The organism is Selenomonas ruminantium subsp. ruminantium ATCC 12561 (genome assembly GCF_000424065.1).
Classification (GTDB): Bacteria; Bacillota; Negativicutes; order Selenomonadales; family Selenomonadaceae; genus Selenomonas_A; species Selenomonas_A ruminantium.
In genome coordinates this window covers 1-21,582 of record NZ_AUJE01000044.1, presented here as the reverse complement: position 1 = coordinate 21,582, position 21,582 = coordinate 1, and the positions used below count along the sequence as shown (strand labels likewise).

Annotated in this window: 23 protein-coding genes; 7 read left to right on the top strand and 16 right to left on the bottom strand. The window is 48.6% G+C overall.

Going from position 1 to position 21,582, the window contains the following annotated elements; all coding sequences use genetic code 11:
* Positions 1-363 precede the first annotated feature (363 nt).
* Complete coding sequence (locus tag G598_RS0113425) at positions 364-594, bottom strand: hypothetical protein (RefSeq protein ID WP_157833351.1); 231 nt, start codon at positions 592-594, stop codon at positions 364-366.
* A gap of 244 nt (positions 595-838) precedes the next feature.
* On the opposite strand from G598_RS0113425, the gene G598_RS0113420 reads away from it, so the two are divergent.
* From G598_RS0113420 to G598_RS0113400, 5 genes are all read left to right on the top strand, one after another.
* A complete protein-coding gene (locus tag G598_RS0113420) occupies positions 839-2,215 on the top strand; it encodes a cytochrome ubiquinol oxidase subunit I (RefSeq protein ID WP_026767390.1) in 1,377 nt (458 codons plus the stop codon).
* Positions 2,215-3,225 carry a cytochrome d ubiquinol oxidase subunit II gene (cydB, locus tag G598_RS0113415; RefSeq protein WP_026767389.1) on the top strand — a complete coding sequence of 337 codons (1,011 nt, stop codon included), beginning with the start codon at positions 2,215-2,217 and terminating at the stop codon, positions 3,223-3,225. The genes G598_RS0113420 and cydB overlap by 1 nt, the downstream gene beginning before the upstream one ends.
* 21 nt (positions 3,226-3,246) lie before the next feature.
* A complete protein-coding gene (gene cydD, locus G598_RS18035; RefSeq protein WP_051180331.1) occupies positions 3,247-4,899 on the top strand; it encodes a thiol reductant ABC exporter subunit CydD in 1,653 nt (550 codons plus the stop codon).
* A complete protein-coding gene (locus G598_RS0113405; protein WP_026767388.1) occupies positions 4,893-6,455 on the top strand; it encodes an amino acid ABC transporter ATP-binding/permease protein in 1,563 nt (520 codons plus the stop codon). The genes cydD and G598_RS0113405 overlap by 7 nt, the downstream gene beginning before the upstream one ends.
* A gap of 72 nt (positions 6,456-6,527) precedes the next feature.
* Entirely contained in the window at positions 6,528-7,850 is a 1,323-nt protein-coding gene (locus tag G598_RS0113400; RefSeq protein ID WP_026767387.1) for a hemolysin family protein, read from the top strand.
* Positions 7,851-7,970: 120 nt separating this feature from the next.
* Here the strand turns inward: G598_RS0113400 and G598_RS0113395 are convergent, their stop codons facing one another.
* The 10 genes from G598_RS0113395 to G598_RS0113350 form a co-directional block, all read right to left on the bottom strand.
* Positions 7,971-8,588: a flavodoxin family protein gene (locus G598_RS0113395; RefSeq protein WP_026767386.1), complete on the bottom strand. Its 618-nt coding sequence runs from the start codon at positions 8,586-8,588 to the stop codon at positions 7,971-7,973.
* A 99-nt stretch (positions 8,589-8,687) separates the two neighbouring features.
* Complete coding sequence (locus G598_RS20085; protein ID WP_051180328.1) at positions 8,688-9,599, bottom strand: cupin domain-containing protein; 912 nt, start codon at positions 9,597-9,599, stop codon at positions 8,688-8,690.
* Between the two features lie 14 nt (positions 9,600-9,613).
* Positions 9,614-10,687, bottom strand: coding sequence for an alpha/beta hydrolase (locus tag G598_RS0113385; protein WP_026767385.1), 1,074 nt, complete (start codon positions 10,685-10,687; stop codon positions 9,614-9,616).
* A gap of 41 nt (positions 10,688-10,728) precedes the next feature.
* Positions 10,729-11,841, bottom strand: coding sequence for an alpha/beta hydrolase (locus G598_RS0113380; protein WP_026767384.1), 1,113 nt, complete (start codon positions 11,839-11,841; stop codon positions 10,729-10,731).
* Positions 11,842-11,868: 27 nt separating this feature from the next.
* A complete protein-coding gene (locus G598_RS0113375) occupies positions 11,869-12,774 on the bottom strand; it encodes an AEC family transporter (protein ID WP_157833350.1) in 906 nt (301 codons plus the stop codon).
* 68 nt (positions 12,775-12,842) lie between these two features.
* Positions 12,843-13,115, bottom strand: a complete 273-nt coding sequence (locus G598_RS0113370; RefSeq protein ID WP_026767382.1) for an alpha/beta hydrolase family protein — start codon at positions 13,113-13,115, stop codon at positions 12,843-12,845.
* Positions 13,115-13,624, bottom strand: a complete 510-nt coding sequence (locus G598_RS0113365; RefSeq protein ID WP_245582818.1) for a flavodoxin family protein — start codon at positions 13,622-13,624, stop codon at positions 13,115-13,117. The genes G598_RS0113370 and G598_RS0113365 overlap by 1 nt, the downstream gene beginning before the upstream one ends.
* Positions 13,591-14,628, bottom strand: a complete 1,038-nt coding sequence (locus G598_RS0113360) for an alpha/beta hydrolase (RefSeq protein ID WP_245582817.1) — start codon at positions 14,626-14,628, stop codon at positions 13,591-13,593. The genes G598_RS0113365 and G598_RS0113360 overlap by 34 nt, the downstream gene beginning before the upstream one ends.
* 17 nt (positions 14,629-14,645) lie before the next feature.
* Positions 14,646-15,314, bottom strand: a complete 669-nt coding sequence (locus G598_RS0113355; protein WP_026767379.1) for a flavodoxin — start codon at positions 15,312-15,314, stop codon at positions 14,646-14,648.
* Between the two features lie 27 nt (positions 15,315-15,341).
* Positions 15,342-15,602, bottom strand: coding sequence for a hypothetical protein (locus tag G598_RS0113350; protein ID WP_157833349.1), 261 nt, complete (start codon positions 15,600-15,602; stop codon positions 15,342-15,344).
* 179 nt (positions 15,603-15,781) lie between these two features.
* On the opposite strand from G598_RS0113350, the gene G598_RS0113345 reads away from it, so the two are divergent.
* On the top strand, positions 15,782-16,639 hold the full coding sequence (locus G598_RS0113345) for an aldo/keto reductase (protein ID WP_026767377.1): 858 nt from the start codon (positions 15,782-15,784) through the stop codon (positions 16,637-16,639).
* 73 nt (positions 16,640-16,712) lie between these two features.
* Here the strand turns inward: G598_RS0113345 and G598_RS0113340 are convergent, their stop codons facing one another.
* From G598_RS0113340 to G598_RS0113330, 3 genes are all read right to left on the bottom strand, one after another.
* Positions 16,713-17,249 (bottom strand): flavodoxin family protein, encoded by a 537-nt coding sequence (locus G598_RS0113340; protein WP_026767376.1) that lies wholly within the window; start codon positions 17,247-17,249, stop codon positions 16,713-16,715.
* Positions 17,250-17,455: 206 nt separating this feature from the next.
* Positions 17,456-18,580 carry an alpha/beta hydrolase gene (locus G598_RS0113335; RefSeq protein ID WP_245582816.1) on the bottom strand — a complete coding sequence of 375 codons (1,125 nt, stop codon included), beginning with the start codon at positions 18,578-18,580 and terminating at the stop codon, positions 17,456-17,458.
* Between the two features lie 16 nt (positions 18,581-18,596).
* Positions 18,597-19,595 carry an aldo/keto reductase gene (locus G598_RS0113330; protein WP_026767374.1) on the bottom strand — a complete coding sequence of 333 codons (999 nt, stop codon included), beginning with the start codon at positions 19,593-19,595 and terminating at the stop codon, positions 18,597-18,599.
* Between the two features lie 158 nt (positions 19,596-19,753).
* On the opposite strand from G598_RS0113330, the gene G598_RS0113325 reads away from it, so the two are divergent.
* Entirely contained in the window at positions 19,754-20,170 is a 417-nt protein-coding gene (locus G598_RS0113325; RefSeq protein ID WP_026767373.1) for a MerR family transcriptional regulator, read from the top strand.
* Between the two features lie 15 nt (positions 20,171-20,185).
* On the opposite strand, the gene G598_RS0113320 is transcribed toward G598_RS0113325, so the two are convergent.
* The gene (locus G598_RS0113320) at positions 20,186-21,124 is read right to left on the bottom strand and encodes a DMT family transporter (RefSeq protein WP_026767372.1); all 939 of its coding nucleotides are present in this window, start codon (positions 21,122-21,124) and stop codon (positions 20,186-20,188) included.
* Positions 21,125-21,282: 158 nt separating this feature from the next.
* Positions 21,283-21,582, bottom strand: a 300-nt coding sequence (locus G598_RS18020; RefSeq protein WP_037364406.1) for a zinc ribbon domain-containing protein, incomplete at its 5' end; no start/stop codon positions are given.

The following is a 21,582-nucleotide window of genomic DNA, read 5'->3' as shown; positions in this document are numbered from 1 at the left end:
TTCTCAAACATCTGGCTTTAATCATGTTGCATGATTATTTGCATTGTTTAGTTTTCAAAGAACAATCTTATTTAGCGCTTCTTTTGAAGTGCTCATCGCTTCAAGCGACTCATTTATCTTATCGCATTTGTTTCAGACTGTCAAGAACTTTTTTAATTTTTCTTTTTTGTCTAAATTCGAAAGCAATCACTTACAATCCCTTGCCAGTCAAGGCTTGCTGGATTGTGTTTCCTGTGCTCTCGCTCAGCGACTTGTACTATATTACACGCTTTATTATCCGTTGTCAACACTTTTTACAAAAAAAATCGCAAAATCACCAAAAAAGTTCCCGCAAAGGGTTTATGCCCGTTTGCGGGAGCTTGTTCACTCTACCTCAATTCCGGCGCGTTCATAGTATTCAGCCAGAACATCATCTGTTCTTTTCCCCGTCTGCTCGCCCAGGTCATCGGCCATCAACTCACAGGCGTAGCTAAGATTGGCAAAGAGATTAATCAGACTTTGATACTTATTGACCTCCGCGTAACTGCTTTCCAACATCTTCATCTGCTCCAACTGTTGCAAAGCCTCACGAACTGGCCGTTTTACATCTTTCATATACATGCCCTCCATACATTTTTTCTTCCTAATCTGCTATATTCTTGATTTTCTGCCGAATACCTGCCGCCCGCCATAACTTTTTTCATCCGCTAAAGGGATTTTCTCTGTATATAACGAATATTCCCACTAAGGAACTGGCAATAAATAAATTTTAAGATAGGACGCAGGATAAATCTTTATACCTAAAATTTATTTATGAACAGTTCCTAAGGATTTATCTATAGAAAAAGGAGGGATTTATGTGGATGCTTTGCTTTTGTCGCGATGGCAATTTGCCATTACAACCATTTACCATTTTCTTTTTGTCCCACTGACTCTGGGACTTACCATCTGGGTGGCTCTGCTGGAAACCTGCTATGTACGTACCCAGCGCCCCCATTGGAAGGAGCCCTGCCGCCAATTGGTAAAATTCTTCGGCACGTTATTTCTGATTAATTTCAGCCTGGGCGTGGTCACGGGTATCGTGCAGGAATTTCACTTCGGTATGAACTGGTCCGAATACTCGCGCTTTATGGGCGATATTTTCGGTGCGCCATTAGCCCTGGAAGCCTTGACCGCCTTTTTCCTGGAATCCACCTTCCTGGGCATCTGGATGTTTGGCTGGGACAAGCTTTCCCCGAAAATCCATTGTCTCTGTGCCTGGCTGATTGCCATTGGCAGCAATTTGTCGGCCTTTTGGATTCTCGTTGCCAACTCCTTCATGCAGCATCCGGTCGGCTATGTGCTGCAAAATGGCCGCGCTGAAATGAACGATTTTCTCGCGCTAGTCACAAACCCCTATGTAGTAGGAGAATACTCGCATGCCCTTTTCTCCGGCATTACTACAGCCGGTGTGCTGGTGCTCGTCGTAGCAGGCTGGAAATACGTTCACGACAAGGAGTCCCAAGCCGTTTTCCAGCAGGTATTGACTGTCGGAGCCATCTATCTTGCCGTTGGTGTATTGGGTGTTATGGGCAGCGGCCATATGCACACGCAGTACATGGCAGAAGCCAATCCCATGAAGCTGGCTTCGATGGAAGCACTTTGGGAAAATGCCAATCCTGCTCCCTTTGCCGTAATGGCAGTTATCGACCAGGAGCATAACCAGAATGCCTGCGAAATCAAGATTCCCGCCCTGTTTTCCCTGATGCTTTACAATAAGCCGGAAGGGGAAGTCAAGGGCATTAACACCGTGAATACTGAAATGGTGGCTAAATACGGCAATGGAGATTACCGCCCCGATGTATTTGGCCTGTTCTGGAGTTTCCGCATTATGGTAGGCTGCGGCGGTGCTATACTGCTCATTGCCTTTGCCGTAGGTGCGCTTTCGCACCTGAACCGCCTGGATAAATATCCCTGTCTGCTGAAACTTCTGCCGCTGGCACTCCCCCTGCCCTTTCTGGCCAATACGGCCGGCTGGTTTATCGCCGAAGGCGGCCGTCAACCCTGGATTGTCGTCGGCCTGCAAAAGACCGCCGATGCGGTATCCCCGAATCTTACGGGTATGGAAGTATTCCTGACCATGGCAGGCTTTACCCTGCTCTACCTGCTGCTGATTATCGCCGCCCTCTATGTGGCTGTACGCTATATCAAAAAAACTTCCATTCCTCAGAACACACATGAAGGGAGGGACGTATGATGGATTATCAGACGATTTGGTTTATCCTGATCACCGTACTCTTTACAGGATTCTTCTTTTTAGAGGGATTTGACTACGGCGTAGGTATGCTTGCACCCTTTGTGAGCAAGCGCGAAGAAGACCGCGGCCTTATCCTGCGCACCATCGGCCCGGTATGGGACGGCAATGAAGTATGGATGATTACTGCTGGCGGTGCCCTGTTTGCCGCCTTCCCTCATGTATATGCTACCATGTTCAGCACCTTTTATCTGGCGCTGTTCCTGATGCTCGTCGCCCTGATTCTCCGTGGTGTAGCCTTTGAACTGCGCACCAAGGAAAAATGTCTCTGCTGGCAGAAAACGTGGGATGCCGCCATCTTCATCGGCAGTATTGTCCCCGCTTTTCTCTGGGGTGTAGCCGTGACGGATTTGGCCGCCGGGCTCCCCATCGGGGCCAATATGGTCTATCAGGGAAATTTCCTCGATTTATTGAGCCTCTATTCCCTCTTAGGCGGGCTGGTCTTTGTGCTGGTCTTTGCCTATCATGGCGCCGCTTTCCTGCAGCTGCGGCTGGTGGATAAAGGCCTGCTCTACCGCGTACAATCTTTGGGCAAATGTGCGGGGGCATGTGGCGCAATTGCCTATGTATTTTATTTGCTCCTAGCCTGGGAAAATACCGACCTGCTGAACCGGCCTACTGCTTTGGGGCTGTTTATCGCCACAGCGGTATTCTTCCTGACCAGCTTGTATCGCTTTGCGAAGGCACCGGGCAAAGGGAGTTTTATCCTCGGAGCACTGGCCGTTGCCAGCGTGACCATCGGCTTTTTCACCGGTATGTTCCCGCGTCTTATGGTTTCGAGCCTTAATCCGGACTGGAGCCTGACCATTACCAACGCCTCCTCCACGGAGTACACCTTATCCATTATGACCGTGGCTGCGCTTGTACTCGTGCCCATTGTCCTCGTCTATCAGATATGGACCTACTACATCTTCCGCAAGCGCGTAACCGCAGGTGATGTTTCCCATTATTGATTCCCACACAGAAAGGCAGCTATGATTCCAGCACGTTTTCAACTCTATGGACAAAAAGATAAACGCAACCTGCTCCTGCTTTCCTTAGGACAGCTCGTCCATGTCGCACTCTATACCGGTGCTATGGGCGCACTTACCTATATCGTCAACGCTGTTTTTCTACAGGAAAAACAGCTTGCTGAAGCAGCACCAGTTTTGCTGGTGCTGCTTTTCCTGCTTATCTGCCGGGAATTCATCCTCTACCGCCAAAAACAACTGCTGCTGACCATGTCCCAAAACTTCCGCCAGCAAGTGCGGCAAAAACTCCATCGGCAGGGACTTGCCAATCCGCTGACCGCCGATGACAGTTCCGAGCTGTTGACCCTGAGCTGTGAGACGACGGAAACACTGGATGACGACTATCAAATCCTGATTCCTACACTTATCTCCCTGCTTACAACACTGCCTTTCCTATTGGTCACCTTTGCCTGCAGTGATATCATCACCGCCGCCATCGCCCTTGTCACCCTGCCCATCGCACCCTTCCTGCTATACCTGCTGGGCAGTCTGACCAAGAAACGCAGTGAAGCCGCCTGGCAGGCCATGCGCAGTCTAACGCAAGGATTTCATGAACTCCTGCAGGCCTTGCCCATGCTCAAAATCTTCCAGCAGGACAAGGCGCAGCGTTCCACCGCACAAAAGCTTATCCAGCAGTTCTCCACGGCCACGCTAAACGTACTGGAACAAGCCTTTTTAGCCAGCTTTGTTTTGGAACTAATCACCACCTTAGCTATCGCCCTGATTGCCGTAACCATCGGCCTGCGCCTGCTAAATGGCGAACTTTCCTTTGCCACCGGCTTTTTCCTGCTCCTGCTGCTGCCGGAGTTCTATCAGCCTTTGCGCCAAAGCGGTACTGCCTTTCATACCGCCATGAATACCAATACCGCCGCTGCGAAAATCGCGCAGGCCTTAACCGAAACCGACCAGTCCCCACATCATGGACACCATGAACAATTAGCAATTCCACCAGCCATATATATCCGCCAAGTGTCCTTTACCTATCCGGGACGGCATACCCCCACATGGCAAAATCTCAATCTGACTCTGCCTGCGGGAAAAATCACCGTCCTTACCGGCAGCAGCGGTTGCGGCAAGAGCACCCTGCTGATGCTTATCGCCGGACTTTATCTACCAACAGACGGCAGCATTTATCTGGAAGACCAGCTGCTCCATACCATGCATCCTGCCAGCCAGCAAAAACTCATCGGCTATCTTCCGCAGGAGCCGCATCTTTATCAGGGAACCCTGCAGGAAAACCTGCTGCTCTTTCAAGATGCACCCGCTGAACGCTGCCTGCAGGCCTTGCGGCTGGCTCAACTGGAAAATTTTTACCGTCAGCTTCCGCAAGGATTATCTACGCGCTGTGGTGACGGCGGACAAAAATTATCCCAAGGACAATTAAAACGCTTGGGGCTGGCCCGCCTTATCCTGCAAAATAATCCCGTTATGCTATTGGACGAACCCACCACCGGTTTAGATGAACACACTGAAGCCATGATTATCCAGGCGCTAAATGTCATCGCCAAAGGCCGCACCATGATTATCAGCAGCCACCATCCGGCGGTATTGCAGCTTGCCGATAATGTTATCGATTTACACGCTTACTTACCCAGAGAGGAGGAGGTGCCATGTTAAAGGAAATATGGTCATTACTCCACCCGCTGGATATTCTGCTGCTCCTGATGCTCAGCCTGTTGGCTTTACTGTCCAACCTCGGTTTGTTGGGAGCAGCCGCCTGGCTGATCAGTTCTGCCGCCCTGCAGCCGCCCTTATATGCGCTGACTTTGGGTATAACCGCTGTGCGTGCCTTGGGTATCGGACGGGCATTGCTGCGTTATGGCGAGCGCTATTTTACCCACAAAAGCGCCTTCGCGGTCTTAGCGGCGCTGCGCCTGCGCCTTTACGATACCGCCAGCCACCTTGCCAGCTTTCCCCAGGCAACCAAAACGAAAGGCACGCTGCTTCACGATATGTTGACGGGTGCCGATATCCTGCGGGATTTTCTGCTGCGCGGACTGCTGCCGCCCCTGACGCTTCTATTGGCTGTACTGCTCATAACACTTTTGCTCAGTCCCTATCTGTCCTATGGCATCTTCATCCTGCCCATTCTTTACCTTAGCCACTGCCTGCCCCTTTGGCTAAGCCCGCAACAATCGAACAGCAGCCACTACCGCAGCCAGCTATTGGACTTTGCCCAGGGCAGTCATGAGCTGTCACGGGCCGGCAGTCTGGATATTGCAGTCCCCCAGCTTGACCAAACTGCTAAACATTGGCAAAAGAATTTATTTCGCGATAAGACACGCGCGAACCGGATTGATTTTCTTTTGGGCCTGCTGCGGATTTTCGCATTTCTTTGGCTCTTTATCCTGCTGCTCACAGCACTACAGCAAAAACAGCTAAATGGTATCAGCCTATGTACCTGGTTATTGGTCCTTTTAGCCCTCCTAAATGAATTTGCCGCCCTGCCCGCAGCCGCCCGCCATTTCCGTCAGGCACAAAAGTCCGCCAATTGGCTGTCTCCTTATGCGGCGTCCCCTGCCCCAAGTGCCGCGCCCCTAGCTACGAATCTGCTCACGGCTTCGGATTTGGAATTCCATTATCCCCAAGGGTTGCCCGTCTTTTCTACATTAAATTTTTCGCTTTCTCCCGGCTGTCATACGGCAATTGTCGGTGACAGCGGCAGCGGCAAGACCACACTGGCCTGTCTGCTAGCCGGACTTTGGGCACCCACAAAGGGAAGTATCCATTATGGCTCCGCTGTCCGGCCCTTTATCTGCACAATTCCGCAGGGCAGTTTTCTGTTTGCCGGTTCCATAAGAGAAAACTTCCTCAGGCTCCATCCCGCCATCACCGAAGGTGAAATACAACAGGCCCTGCACGCGGCACAGCTCACAACGGTCTGTACAAAACTTCCGCAGGGGCTCGATACCCCCTTAGGGGAAAATGCCTGCCATCTTTCCGGCGGCGAGCGCAATCGTTTGGCCAGCGCCCTTATCCTAGCCAGCTCTGCCCCGGTGCTCCTCTTTGATGAACCTACCGCAGGCCTTGACCTTCCCAAAGCCAATAAGCTATTGGACGCCATCTTAAAGCGGGCTGACCAGACCGGACAGACCGTAATCATCATCACGCATGATTTACCGCAGCTATCCCGCTTTTCCCACATAATCCGGCTTACGCCATCACAAACTTAATATTGGTTTTTCCTGTTGCCTATGGTAAAATATTATTAATATACTTTTCTACTTTAAGGATGTGATTTTTCGTTGGATAGTTCTGACACAGGTTTATTATTGGTATTGATGATTGTTTTGCTGTTGACGCTCGGCTTCTTTTCCTTGATGGAAACAGCCATTGCCGAAAGTCACCGCAGTAAATTGGAAAAAATGCAGGAAGACGGCAATGCCGATGCAGGAAAAGTGCTTGAGCTGTTGGAGCAGGATGACCGTATGCTTTCCCTTTCCCAGATAGGTATTACCATGAGCAGCATCTTAATCGGTGTCTGCACAGGCGTACTGCTCGCCCCCATGGTGGCAAAGCTTCTGCCGATTCCCCATGCGCAAACATTGTCTTTGATTGTCAGCGTGCTCGTTATTACCTGCCTTGCCCTGCTGCTCGGTGAGTTTCTGCCCAAAAAGACCGCCATGCAAAAGCCGGAAGCTATGCTGCTGAAATATCACGACATTATGCGGCTATTGGCCAGAGTTACGCGCCCCTTTGTTTCCCTGCTTTCCGGGGCAGCCAATATGATTCTCTTAATCTTTGGCATCAATCCCCATGCTGCAGATACCGTAACCGAAGATGAGGTCAAGGACTTAATTGAGCAAGGTACGGAAGATGGCACCTTTGAAAAGACCGAACAGGCCATGGTGGACAAGATTTTCCATCTCAGTGACCAGACGGCCTATGCCCTGATGACGCCCCGCACGCAAATGCTCTGGCTCGACTTAGCCGACTCTCTTTGGGAAAATATCCTGCGGCTTATCCGGGAAACACCGCAGGATATTTTCCCTGTAGGCCGGGACAGCCTCGATGATTTCTGCGGCGTCCTCTATGCCAAGGATTTGCTCAATGCTACGCTCGCCCATGAGGTCCTGGATTTATCCCAGTATATCCGCAAGCCCCTCTTTATCCCCCGCTCCATGGAAACCTTCCGCGTGCTGAAGCAGTTCCGCTCTACGGGGATTCATGAAGCGATGGTGCTCGATGAATACGGCGGGGTTATCGGCTTTCTGACCATGGACGATATCCTGCAGGAAATTGCAGGCGAATCCTTTGCCGCCCACGAGGAAGAAGCTGCGCAGCTCACCATCCGTGACGAAAACAGCTGGCTGGTGGACGGACTTTACGACATCGACGATTTCAAGGCGAAATTCTCCATTGATGAACTTCCCGACGAAGACCATGACCACTATCAGACCATGGGCGGTTTTTTGACCTCCTACTTTGGCTATATTCCCAAAGCAGGCGAGCACATCGACTGGCAGGACTTCACCTTTGAAGTTGTGGATATGGACGGGGCGCGCATTGATAAAATCATGATTACCAAAAAAAGCGCCGAGGAAATGTCTGCGGCGGCAAATGAATAAATTTGAGGCTCTATTCCCCAATAATAATAAAAGGCTATTGCATCAGTGATTTTTCGCTTATGCAATAGTCTTTTATTATGAACGAAATTCATGATTGGGGAGTGTAACCCCAACCGGCAATCAGCGAATAAAGTTAGTGGCTTGCCACGGCTCTTTCTCTGGCAGGCCAAACTTTTCCTTGCCCAGTTGGATGCTCTTCATCAGGAAGGTCATATTTCGCGCCAACGTCCGCATGGTCTGCATGCCCTCAATATCCTGCGCCGCTTCTCCCGGTGCTCCGCCATGAACACTGTTCCAGTATTGACTGGCAGCAATGGGCATGCCCGATATGGTGAAGAACTTATTGAGCTCATCAAAAGTTGCCGACAAGCCACCACGCCGGGCCACCACTACACTTGCTCCCACTTTCATCGTCTTGTCAAAACCGGTACTGAAGAACAGGCGCGTCAGGTAAGCGACCAGGGTAGCATTTGCTGAAGCGTAATAAACCGGACTGCCCACCACCAGGCCATCACATTCGGCAAACAACGGTGCTGTTTCATTGACGATATCATCAAACACACATTTTCCCTTCTGCGCGCAGGCCCGGCAGCCTATGCAGCCACGAACAGCCTTATTGCCCACCTGAACCATTTCGACTTCCACACCGTTTTCTGCAAAGACTTTCTGCATTTCCTGCAAAGCCATTGCCGTATTGCCCTGCGGATGCGGTGAACCATTGACCATCATAACTTTCATTGTAAACTCTCCTCTCAATATAACTTTTCCTAAAATATTCTTAGTGTTATTTTACCAAAACCTGCCCTGAGAAAAAAGATTTTCCTGGCAAATAACGTTTCAATTAAAGGGAATAGCCGCATATTCTGCGGTAGGAAAATCGTACCAGCTTACCTCGTGATTATCCTGCGGGTTGATGGCGATATGTGCAAAGCTGCTGTCCGGCGCTGCGCCATGCCAATGGATAACCCCCGGCGGGCAAAATACCACATCTCCCGGCTGCAATTTTTCCAGCTTGCCGCCTTTTACCTGATGATAACCGACACCATCGGTTGCAATCAGAATCTGACCGGTCTTGTGGCTGTGCCAGCGATTATATGTTCCCTTGGGGAACACCACATATACCCACTCCGGCGAGCCTGCTTCATTAGGCTTGGACAGCACCTTGCCCAAATATACGGGATTATTGAAGTTAGGCGAAGTAAACGGCTTTTCATTATAATGAAACAAGAATTCATTTTTCTCTTTGTCCACTACGGCTTTGCTCATAGCAGCAGAAAACTTGATGCTATTGTATTCCTGCGCACTAACCGGCCCACTATGTGCCTTTGCTCCTACTTGCGGTTGCCAGTCCCTGTCGTATACGACAAACTGCTGAAAAGGAGAATCTTTGACAGCACCATGAAAATGACTCACGCCTGCCGGAATCTGCACCACATCACCAGGTTTTATCAGCACCGGTTCTTTGCCCCATTCCTGATAAATGCCCAAGCCTGCCACGCCAATCACCGTCATAGCCCCATGGGTATGCCAGCCGCTGTAACTGCCGGCTTCAAAAGTAATCACATTGGTCTGCGGCACCTTGTAGGTATCATCCGTCACAATCAAGTCATTGCGATGAACCGTCCCCGTAAAACGGTCCGAAACATCTTTGCCCAAAGGCAGAGGCATTTTTTGCGTGACAGCTTCATGTGCCTCTGCCGGCGAAATCAGTGAAACCATCAACATGCAAAACAAAATCCATTTGAACATATTGCTGCGCCCCCTTACTTGGACAGTCCCTTATCTTTCATCCATTTTTCCATAGTGTCGGCCACTTCCTGATTGTTGAGGTCAGCCATAAGGAAGTGGGTATTTCCCTTGATACCGATATCCGGCAAATAGACAACCTGCACATCACCGCCATGTTTTTTCATAACCTGTTCCCACTTCCGAGCCAGATTCAAACGCACACGCCAGTTATCGAGACCCCAATGTTTGTCCGGTTCAGAGCCGGTTATGATATTATCACCGAAGTATACGACCATCGGGATTTTAAGCAAGCGCTGGAATTCTTCATCGCTTACCTCCATTCCCGGTGCCGGGAACGGGCTTGTTGTAGCTTCAACCTCAGGCACTTCCCCCTTCGGGAAAGGGAACGTCCCCGGTTCTAATGCAATAACGCCCTTTACTTTGTCACTGTGCGCTGCCGTAAGCCAGCCGGGGCCGCCGCCTGCCGAATGCGTAATCAGCACACCATCACCAGATTTTTCCATAACTGCGGTCATGGCATCTGCCACTACCTGCACATCAAATTTCCCTGTATCCGGCGTCATCTGATAAAAAAACTGTGCCCTTGACTCCGCATCACGGGGAACGGCTGCATTGTCGTAGTAATCCGGCCACTGGCCAATGCGGAAATTGTCATACCAGAGCTGATCCTGTGGCTGCGCTTTCAGTTCGGCAGGTACGGTAGAATTACCCGCTCTGCCCCGCCGCGGCTCATCTACAATGAAGGTTTTATAGCCCTTCGCCAAAAAGATATTCTGAAAACCATCACGTCCATCCGGCGTTGTTTCCCAGGTCTTGCCGGACTGACCATAGCCATGCAGGAAAACCAAAGCATTTTTCTTAGCCTTCACCGGCGCCTGCCAAAAGACATAGGCCGCATCACCATGCAGAGTTTCACCGGCAAAATTTGTCGGCTCATCATCCTTATAAACGCCTGGAGCCGTCACTACTTTACCCCCGGCAAAGAAACTCCCCTGATCCGCCAGCGTAATGGGGCGGCTCATAGCCCCAGCGCTACTAGCAACCAGCCCCATGGCCAAAGTCATAGCCAATATTTTTTTGCTTTTCATAAATTCTTCCTCCCTTTAAAACGCAATGAACAGAAAACAGTTTATTTGTCCAAACCTTTTTCATGCAGCCATTTTACTGCCAAATCCATTATCTGTTGATTGTTCTTTTCCTGCATTAGAAAATGTGAATTTCCTTTTATGCCAACACTAGGCAAATGTACTAATGCTGCATCTCCGCCATGACGATTTATGACCTCTACGAATTTTTGCGCCATTGCATATTCCGTTCCCCATTTATCTTCACCAACATTTTCTGAACCAAGTTTTATGTAATCCCCATAATAAAGAACAATGGGGATTCGGGTAAGTTTCATGAAATCTTCCATGGGAACTCCCATAGCCGAAGCTGATAGCGCCTTGAATCTTGCATCAATTATATTGGGCATTTCTGTTTCCGGGAAGATAAAGGGCGTGCCTCCCGGTTCATAAGCAATAATGCCTTTTACTTTGTCCGTACGAATTGCTGTACGCCAGCCAATTGTTCCTCCCATAGAATGAGTAACCAATATTGCGCCGTCCTTCTGCTGCCTGACCAATTCAGCAAGCACATCTGCATTGAGTTCGTTATCCAGCGGCCCAGAACCTATTGTCCAACTCTGTTGAAATGCTTGATAATTATCTTCACCTTGGGGAAATTGGGCGTTAGGAACCGGCTCCCCCTTTTCATCGTAATGCCCCACACGCGAAAGAATGTACAATGTTTTATCCCCGTACATCGGATTACCTGCCCATGGCGTATCAGGAGTTACTGCCTCAGTTGAGAGGTTTGCTTCTCCACTGCGTGGCTGATCAACCAAATATACAGCATAACCTGCCCTAAGAAACATCGTATTAAAACCTTCACGTCCATCAGGGGTAGATTCCCACGTTCGTTTAGACTGTGCTCCACCATGCTGGAAAATCAAGGGCAGCTTTTTAGCCTTGACGGGCTTTTGATATTCTACATAAGCAAAATCACCATAAGCACGCTGGCCTTCCTCCGATAGGAAATTATCTTGCGAGAATTTTCCTGCATGTTGTTTATAACTGCCGCCCACCGTAAAAGAGCCTTGTTCTGCTATGGTTATCGGACTGGCAAATGTCAGATCTGTACTTAAAGATGTAATAAATACTGCTGACATAATGCTACACAATAACTTCTTTTTAACATTCATAACGATGTCCCCCTCACGTTTCAACTCTCAACCAATTCCCACCAAAAACGCCACTAACGGCATAGTAACCACTGCCGCTGCCGTGGTAAGAGCAATGCCTTCTGTGGCCAGCAGGAAGGAATCCTTGTTATATATGGCCGCCAGCATAGCCAGCATATTGCCGGAAGGTGTAGCCAGCGCGCATAATGCAACCGCCAAAAGTACGGGGCTGCTGACAAAGTGGCTAAGCCCCCATAGCGCCAGCGTGGGAAAAATCAGCATCTTCCAAAGGACAAAACCTAACAATGGCCGATTAGTAAGCGCCTTTTTCCAAGGAACATCCGGCAGAGCTGCGCCAATCAGCATCATGGCTAAAGGTGCCGTAAGCCCGCCTGTCATCTGTACGATACGTTCCAAAGCATACGGAAGATGCCAGTCCAGCAGATAAATCACCACGGCTGCCACACAGGCTGCCATGCCGGTATTGCATAGTTCATGCAATTTGAATTGTTTTTTGCGTGTACCTGCGGCCTGCATGGTCTGAATCGCATAGGAATAAAATAATATATTGAACGGAATGATAAAGGCCGTCATGCGGATTACCGCATCAGCACCATACATTCCTTGAATCATGGGCAGCCCCATGAAACCTACATTGGTGAAAACCACCATGACATTGATGATGCCATGATATTTTTTCTCGTACCCCAAAAGATACGGTGTCAGCTTGCCAAAGACCACCACTATAAGAATCACCACCAGGGCAACAAAGAACGCATGCGCCAGCTCTTCGCCCTGCAGCCGTGTTCCACTCCCCACTACTCCGGAGAGAATCAATGCCGGATAGGCAATATTGATAACCAGCGAGGACAGTTGTTTCTGATTTTCATTGCTCATTAGCCCCTGCCTTTTGGCCTCGATGCCCAAAAGCATCAAGCCCAAGAAGATCAACATTTGCTGTAAGACCAATTTTATCTTCCTTCCTCTCATTTCTTTTTCTAAAGTATAGCAGGCGGTAGTCGCTACCGGTCAATAGAAAAAATTATTATCTTCCCAATAACAAAAGCTAAAGCATATATCTGATAAATTTCCTTGTCTTGCGTGCCGCTGGCCTGGGCAAAGGCAGCCTCTGTCATATAGAGGGTATCTGCCTTTTCCCCGGCAATCATCAAAAGCGGCTGATTTATAAGATCCATCCTGTCCTCTACGTCAAAGGCCATGAGTTTCATGAACGATTCCGTGGTATAGCTGCCCGTGGCATTCGGATGACGATAGGAAAGGCAATTAACACGCACTAAATCCTTTCCGAAAGCTTTTCTGCCTCATTGCGGTTCACGACCATCCCCATGTACTTCAAGCCATATAATCCGGCAAAGCGTTGCATAGTATACTCACCAGCCTCCAACATCCATTTCTCCGGTGCAGCCCCCTGAAAGATAAAATACATTTTCTTTCCGGACAAGCCTCCTTTTGGAACTTTGCCATAAAATCTATCCAGCATATTTCGCACCGAGCCGCAAATGTTATGCCAATAAAGTGGCGAACCGATAACAACCACATCCGCTTTTTCAATTTGTGCAATGACATGATCTAACTCGTCACCTTCCAGTGTCTGCCCATACGCATTGATTCTGTAATCTATCAGATTCAATGTTTCAAATTTTTGTTTCTTGAGCAAGGCTCCTGCTATTTTTGCCGTATTCCCATTTTTATTGGGACTGCCGTTTACAAATAAAATTTTCATTCTGCACATCTCCTCATAAACATCTGTCATTCCAGTTCGTTTTTCATCTGTTGCTGCCAAAAACTCACTGCATGCTCTAACCAACCATCTGCCACCGTACCTTCACCCAGGCCAAAACCATGTGACAATCCGGGAAAGACTTCTATTTCAGCCGCTGTTCCATTCGCTTGAATTCGCGCAGTATACTGCTCCATCGTGTGATAGGAGGCAATGCTGTCTGCTGTTCCAACGCAGCTATACGTTGGCGGTTCAGCGCCAGTTACTTCCGATAGCCCTGTATATTGCATGATTACCGTTGCTGGTTTGGGATACTCTTTTTCACCAAAAGCTTTCGTTCCATAAGTCCCCACCCAGGCAGCCATGCGGGCGCCTGCTGAACCTCCCCATAGGGAATAATCACGCACATCTACATTCAGCTCATCCGCATGCTTATGAATAAACGCAATAGCACGAGCCAAATCTTCACAAGCCTCCCTTGCCCCTGGGCGATAGATAATGGCAAAAGCATTATAACCACGTTTAGCTAATTCCTGTGCATGAGGAAAACTATCATGCATGGCACCAACATAAACGAACCCTCCTCCAGCACTAATAATCGCCGTTTTACCTTGTGGACTGCCACGGAAGAAAAATATGCCGGTATCGTTCTTATCTGGATCTTTGGCTTTTTCTGCCGGACTATAGATATCATAAAAGACCTGCTCACCAGCTAAGGTTCTTGCTTTTAATTCATTGACGATGCTAACAGTACGCTCTGGTTTGATATAGCTATACCAAATATAAGCTTTTCCTGCATCATGCAGGGGCGTATGCGGAGGCAATGTCCTGTCAACAGGAAAAATCAGTCTGCCAAATCCTGCAAAAGCAGAATCATTTATGACGGACGAAACTTCCGACTCCAAGGAAAAGGGTTCCTTATTCACTACTAACACACCTTCTGCGTTTGCCTGTGTCATTTCTGTTTTGAAATCACTGCAAAATCTGCCTCCCAAAAGATAAACAAGTCCAGATAAGAAAAGCAGCAGTACAAGACCGGACAACCATAATAATTGAAAATGTCTCATACCAGTTCTCTCTTCCTTTATTTTACATCAGCAAGAGATTTTTTGATCCATTCTTCCATTTCTGCTTTTGCCTCTGTTTGGGAATTCTGTGCTTTACGGCCACGCATTTCCAAACCTGGCAATACTTTTGCTTTGGTGCTTTCTGCTATGAAGCGTTCCGTATTTCCTAAGCCGCTGCCTTCATGGGTACAGAAGGGAATTATCGTCTTACCGGCGAGATTTTCTCTTTCAAGGAAAGTATATACCCCCATGGGCAAATCGCCCCACCAAATTGGATAGCCCAAAAAGATGACATCATATTTACTCATATCCGGCAGTGGGCCATTGATTTCTGGACGCGCATTGTTCTCCTTTTCCTGCTTGGCAACTTCAGTTGCTGGGCGATATTCCTTGGGATAAGATTTAACCGTCTTTATTTCAAACAAATCCCCCTTGGTTATATCCGCAGCCATTTCTGCTAATATACGCGTGTTGCCTTTTTCAATATAGCCGACGCCGGTATTTTCATCTGCCCGGGAAAAATACGCGACTAACACGCGTTTTCCCTGCGCTGGCTCTGCCTGCGTCTGAGCAGCAGGAGTATCAGCAGCAGTCCGATTATCCTGAACTGCCGTTTCTGCTGAGCCACAAGCACCGGCAGTAAGCGCAAAAAGAGCAGCACATAAGAACGTAAATACTTTTTTCACGTCCATCCATCCTTTCTTCTCTCAACATCAACCAATTCCCACCAGAAACGCCACTAGCGGCATAGTAACCACTGCCGCTGCCGTGGTAAGCGCAATGCCTTCTGTGGCCAACAGGAAGGAATCCTTGTTATATATGGCCGCCAGCATAGCCAGCATATTGCCGGAAGGTGTAGCCAGTGCGCATAATGCAACCGCCAAAAAAGACAGTTGTTTCTGATTCTCATTGCTCATTAGTCCCTGCCTTTTGGCCTCAATGCCCAAAAGCATCAAGCCAAAAAAGATCAACATTTGCTGTAAGACCAATTTTATCTTCCTTCCTCTCATTTCGTTTTTTAAAGTATAGCAGGCGGTAGTCGCTACCGGTCAATAGGAAAATAAAATTTTTGAAAAAGTTCTTGACCGGTAGTTGCTACCGTCTGCTAATCTAAGACTCAGATAAATCAACTCATTACGAGGGAGGAAACATTATGGAATTTGTTACGTTAAGCAATGGCATAAAAATGCCGAAAATTGGTTATGGTATCTATCAGGTTACACCGGCAGAATGTGAGCGCTGCGTTCTCGACGCGCTGGATGTCGGCTACCGGGCCATTGACACAGCGCAAGGATACGAAAACGAGCGGGAGGTTGGTGCAGCCATCAAAAAGAGCGGCATTCCCCGCGAGGAAATATTTATCACCACGAAAACCTGGATTTCCATTGGCGGCTACGAGCAGGGCAAGAAGGCCATCGATGCCTCTTTGCAAAAACTGGACACGGATTACATCGATCTGCTGCTGATTCACCAGCCATATAACGATTACTATGGCGTATGGCGTGCCATGGAAGAAGCCTATAAAGCAGGCAAATTAAAGGCCATCGGTGTAGCTAACTTCTATGCTGACCGCCTGATCGATTTACTTAAGCATGCCGAAATTCCGCCAATGGTCGATCAGTTGGAAACACATATCTTTTGGCAGCAGCAGGAAGCTCATAAATACATGGAAAAATACAATGTTGTCCACGAATCCTGGGCACCATTTGCGGAAGGCCGCAATAACTTTTTCCAAACGCCGTTGCTGCACGAAATCGGTGCCAAACATCGCAAGACAGCCGCACAGATTGCCCTGCGCTATCTCCTGCAAAGCGATGTCGTCATCATTCCCAAATCCACACATAAGGAACGGATGCAGGAAAATCTTGATATATTAGACTTCACGCTTGACGAAGCCGATATGAATGCTATCGCCGCTCTAGACCGCAACAAGAGCCTGTTTTTCTACCATAATGAACCGGATACCACTGAGATGCTGATTGGCCTGGAAGGCCGCGTAAAAGTCTATTAAACGAAAAGCCCTTGAGGTATTGGAAAATCCAACCATCAAGGGCTTTTCGTTTGCCTATCTAAAAAACATAATATTACACGCTTTTCCCCATTTCATAGGACTGCTTCTCATAGGGCGAATTTATGGTTTCTCCCTTTTCGTAAACCCCATGGGCCAAAATCACGCCCTTTTCCTCAATACCGGCAAAACAATCGGCAAAACCACGGAAACATTCGAGCGAGCGCTGCATGATGGCTTCACTGTCCTCTGCCGCTGTCAGGATATAATAAAATTCCTTGTTCTTCAGCTCCGTCCAGCGGGGCAACGTGCGATCCAGCATGGTCTTTACCTGACCAGCAATCGCGTAGAAATACACCGGAGAGGCCAATACCAGCACATCGGCCTCAATCATCTTGTCCAGGATTTCCGTCATATCATCCTTTTGGAAGCACTTATGAGTATGCCGACAAACATAGCAAGCGCGACAATAGCTGATTTTCTTGTCATTGATGAAAATCTTCTCAACATCGTGACCAGCCTCTTGCGCGCCTTTCATAAAAGCATCACATAAAAAATCTGAATTGCCTCCCTTGCGGGGACTGCCGGATAAAATCAAAACTTTCTTGCTCATCGTTAAAACTCCTAACATACAATACACAGAAAATAAGATCTTCCTATGACAAAAGCGAAAGCATATCACTTTCGCTTTGCCTATTTAGGAAGATAAAAATGGGGATTATTTATGCAATCATGGCTAGGGGAGCCATGGCTGGCGCAAAAACGGCGCATCCTGCGCCTAACGCCAGCACTAGCTCATCCATGAGCGTCGTTATTGCCTCAAAGATTTTTCTTGAAGAAAGCATCCAGCTTTTTCACTGCTTTGTCTACATATTCCGGTACCCAGTAAGTACGGATATGGCTTGCTCCTTCAATCAGATATACTTCTTTATTATTTGTGCCGCTGGCCTTAGCAAAGGCATCCTTCGTCATGTATAAGGTATCAGCCTTTTCCCCGGCAATCATCAAAAGCGGCTGATTGATAAGATCCATCCGGTCTTCCACGTCAAAGGCCATGAGTTTCATAAAGGATTCCGTGGTGTAGCTGCCCGTGGCATTCGGATGACGATGGGAAAGGCCATAGTACTCGATACCATCCCGATAAAGTGTATTTTCGGGAAGCTCGGCCATTTTGGCACGCAGCTGTTCGTCAGTGGAATTGGGAGGCAGGAAACCTTCATAGACGATTTCGCCTGTCAGTTCCTTTTCCCTGGCCTCTGCCGCTCTTTGGAGACGCTTCTGAATTCCCTGCACATCAGCATCCTGAAAACCATTGCGGCGTACACGCCCGGAGTTGAACATCGACAGCGTTGCTACCGCTTTTATACGCTTATCCGTCTGCGCCGCTGCCAGCGTATAGCCGCCACCGCCGCAGATTCCCAGCGAACCGATACGGGACTTATCCACCTTCTTGAGCGTGGACAGGTAATCTACCATGCCGCTGATATCCTCAATGCGGTTGGAAGGATAATCACGGAGACGCGGCTCACCGCCGCTGGCTCCCTGATAGCGAGCATCGGCAGCCACGGCAATATAACCGAGTTCTGCCAGACGCTGGGCATAGAGCCCTGCTACCTGTTCCTTGCTGCCGCCATTGGGATGGGCAACCGTTACCGCAGCATAGGTCTTGCTGCTTGTTTCATCATAATCCGCCGGCAGATAAAGATTGGCTGCTACCCGGATGCCCTCTACCTCATACTCCACAGGCCGGATATTCACCTTGCCCTTTACGTTTTGCGTAATTGCGCCTCTATACACAAGACCATAGGGATTGATGTTTTGCGCCTGCGCCGAAACCTGTGTATTTACTGTTGCTGCCTCTGCCACATCACCATTAAAGCCCATCGTGATAAAACCTCCCGCTATAACTGCCGCCAACGTCTTGATTACCATTTTCTTACGCATTTCATACCTCCCAAAATCAACGTGCTTTTATCTGTGAACCGCCAAAAACTGCGGACATCTCCATATGGTCAAGCGCCGCATCCAATGCAGCAACTTCCTCCTGCAACAGCTCAATATCCGCAGCCCCGGCGTTTTCCTGCAAACGGTTCAGTTTGCGCGTACCGGGAATGGGCACAATCCAGGGCTTTTTCTCAATCATCCACGCCAGAGAAATCTGCGCCGGTGTAGCATTTTTCCGTTCTGCCGTATCATGCAGCAACTGGAATAAATCGGCATTTTGTGCCGTGGCCTCGGCGCTGAACTGTGGCATGATGCTGCGATAATCCGTCTTATCCGTAAAAGTCTGCCCCTGATAAGCCCCCGTCAGCAGGCCGTTAGCCATAGGCGAAAACGCCACAAGGCCAATGCCCAGTTCTTCCAGCACAGGAAACAGCGGCTCATAGTGACGTGCCATCATGGAATAACGATTCTGCACCGCAGTCAAAGGACATATCGCATGCGCACGGCGGATAGTATCCTCCTTGGCCTCCGAAAGCCCCCAGCGCAGGATTTTGCCTTCTTTAATCAAATCCTGCATGACGCCGGCCACTTCCTCAACAGGTACATTCGGGTCCTGCCGATGCTGGTAATAAATGTCAATATGATCTGTCTGCAGCCGCCGCAGGGAATCCTCCACGGATTTGCGGATAACTTCCGGACGGGCATCGGGAACCACAGGCTTATTGACCGTAGATGCCGTCAAATCAAAATGCACGCCAAACTTCGTGCCGATAACCACCTTATCGCGATAAGGCTTCAGCATCTCGCCCAGCAATTCTTCATTGATATGCGGATTTTCCGGCGTACCATATACCTCAGCCGTATCAAAGAAGGTATAGCCCATATCCACGGCTTTGGCCAGAAGCTTTCCCATTTCTTTCTTATCCGCAGGCGAACCATAACCATGACTCATCCCCATACAGCCAAGCCCTACTGCCGAAACCTGCATATCCTTGCCCAATGTACGATATTTCATAACTTTACCTCCGTATAAATGACTTGTATGTCCTTGCTTTTTATGCTACACTCAAAGCATATCATTCGGTAGTTGCTACCGGTCAAGCACCTTTTTTACATTTTTGAAAAAAAATTGACCAGTCAATTGACCGGTCAATAAGGAAAGGAGTCATACTTATGTATACGATGAAACAGGTCTGCGAGGAAACAGGTCTGGCCTATGAAACCTTAAAGTTCTACTGCAATCAGGGTCTCATCCCCTATGTCAAACGAGACAAAAATAACCGCCGCATCTTTGATGAGCACGACCTGGCCTGGATAAAGAGCCTTATCTGTCTAAAAAACTGTGATATGACCATCGTGGAGATGAAAGAGTACCTGAAGATGTGTATGGCCGGCAAAGACTCCATCCCCGAGCGCAAAATCATGCTGGCCAAAAAGCAGAAGGAACTCAAAGAAAAACTGGCCTCCGTACAGGAAGCCATTGCCTATATTGACTGGAAACAACAGTTCTACGACGACGTGCAAAGCGGCAAAATCGAATATTACAGCAATCTTGTTCCCCCCGCTGATGAAGATAAACAAGCTATCTAAAACAGTTGATAAAATTTACTGAAAACACCTTGGTACATCCTCTTTGCGGCTTCTTTGCAGTTTTTCCGCAGCAGTTGTATTGCCTCCCCTCATAGCCAGCACTACACCGACGGCAATAAGCGCAAAACCGGGCAAAAAAAAGTCGGTCATGGCTTCACCGAGTAATAACCAGCCTAAGATTGTGCCAACGATCGGCTGAAAGAACATAAACAAGCCGCCAATGGATGCATCCATATACGTCAGCCCCTTGCTCCAAAGAACAAATCCTGCCGTGGTGGAAATCATCCCCACATAAAGTACCGAACCCCATATCTGCGGCATGGCCAAAGCCTCATAATTTGCTTCGTTAATCAGCCACCATATTCCATAGGGGCTCAGCACCCAAAACGCGATGAGTACGCTATAAAAAGTCAGCGTAAACACCGAATAGCGGCTGAGCAGTTTCAAGAGTATTGACATCAACGCCCAGGTGATAGCTGCGACAAACAAATAGACACCGCCCAAAAGACTGCCGGTTTGCAGATTCTCCGGGTCAACGACGATTAGCAGCACACCCGCCGTTGCCAAAACTACAGACAACAGGCGGCTGAAATTAAACCGCTCATGCAGAATCAGGCAGCCGAACACCACCATAAATGCCGGTGTAGCCGCCGTTATCACCGAACCCATCTGCGCTGAGGTCAGCATGGTTCCCGATTCCTGCGTGACAATGGAGAGCGTTTGACCGGTCAACGCAGAAATAAGCAGGAGTTTCCAGTCCTTGCGCTCAATTTTCCAGGAAGTTTTTTGATACAACATGATAAGCACTAGCGGGACCAGCGCCACACCGTACCGCAGCCAAACCAAAGCCACAGGCGTAATCACGCCTACGGTCAGGCGGACTGCAATAAACATAGCGCCCCAAATACTGCCGGCCAGCGACAATAGCAGCGAGCCAATTAGTAAATTACGCAAAAATATTATCTCCTTAACTTCTCTTAGAATTACGTGGTTATTATGCTGTATTTATAAGCAATCTTAACAAATATTGTTAAAGATTTTTACAAATTTTATTGTTCATTAACTGCTCTCGACAAGCTGAGTATCGGATAAGTCCGCACCAAGCAAGCGGTCTACGCAGCAACTACTACAACCGGACGCAGCACTACGCCCTCTATCCCGTCTGCCGAAACATTCGGGAATACTTTTCTCATTATCTGGAAAGCTCCATTGACATCAGCATTTATGAGTCTGCCATTGTTTGCACGGAACAGTCCGCGATGTATCCTGCGAGTCTTGTCATAGTTTTCCTTTACCGGGGCTTCTTTATCCAGGAATGATGTACCGCTCGTATAGCTTTCTTCCGTCAGGATGACCGCTATGCCTCGTTCTCTTGCTTTGTACTCAATCATCTGGATAAGTCTGGCAAAAGG

Bases quoted from the DNA above. Each gene is read 5' to 3' on its own strand.
- G598_RS0113425 (WP_157833351.1), bottom strand. From the start codon at position 594: ATGAAAGATGTAAAACGGCCAGTTCGTGAGGCTTTGCAACAGTTGGAG.
- cydB (WP_026767389.1), top strand. From the start codon at position 2,215: ATGGATTATCAGACGATTTGGTTTATCCTGATCACCGTACTCTTTACA.
- cydD (WP_051180331.1), top strand. From the start codon at position 3,247: ATGATTCCAGCACGTTTTCAACTCTATGGACAAAAAGATAAACGCAAC.
- G598_RS0113405 (WP_026767388.1), top strand. From the start codon at position 4,893: ATGTTAAAGGAAATATGGTCATTACTCCACCCGCTGGATATTCTGCTG.
- G598_RS0113395 (WP_026767386.1), bottom strand. From the start codon at position 8,588: ATGAAAGTTATGATGGTCAATGGTTCACCGCATCCGCAGGGCAATACG.
- G598_RS20085 (WP_051180328.1), bottom strand. From the start codon at position 9,599: ATGTTCAAATGGATTTTGTTTTGCATGTTGATGGTTTCACTGATTTCG.
- G598_RS0113385 (WP_026767385.1), bottom strand. From the start codon at position 10,687: ATGAAAAGCAAAAAAATATTGGCTATGACTTTGGCCATGGGGCTGGTT.
- G598_RS0113380 (WP_026767384.1), bottom strand. From the start codon at position 11,841: ATGAATGTTAAAAAGAAGTTATTGTGTAGCATTATGTCAGCAGTATTT.
- G598_RS0113375 (WP_157833350.1), bottom strand. From the start codon at position 12,774: ATGTTGATCTTCTTGGGCTTGATGCTTTTGGGCATCGAGGCCAAAAGG.
- G598_RS0113360 (WP_245582817.1), bottom strand. From the start codon at position 14,628: ATGAGACATTTTCAATTATTATGGTTGTCCGGTCTTGTACTGCTGCTT.
- G598_RS0113350 (WP_157833349.1), bottom strand. From the start codon at position 15,602: ATGTTGATCTTTTTTGGCTTGATGCTTTTGGGCATTGAGGCCAAAAGG.
- G598_RS0113345 (WP_026767377.1), top strand. From the start codon at position 15,782: ATGGAATTTGTTACGTTAAGCAATGGCATAAAAATGCCGAAAATTGGT.
- G598_RS0113340 (WP_026767376.1), bottom strand. From the start codon at position 17,249: ATGAGCAAGAAAGTTTTGATTTTATCCGGCAGTCCCCGCAAGGGAGGC.
- G598_RS0113335 (WP_245582816.1), bottom strand. From the start codon at position 18,580: ATGCGTAAGAAAATGGTAATCAAGACGTTGGCGGCAGTTATAGCGGGA.
- G598_RS0113330 (WP_026767374.1), bottom strand. From the start codon at position 19,595: ATGAAATATCGTACATTGGGCAAGGATATGCAGGTTTCGGCAGTAGGG.
- G598_RS0113325 (WP_026767373.1), top strand. From the start codon at position 19,754: ATGTATACGATGAAACAGGTCTGCGAGGAAACAGGTCTGGCCTATGAA.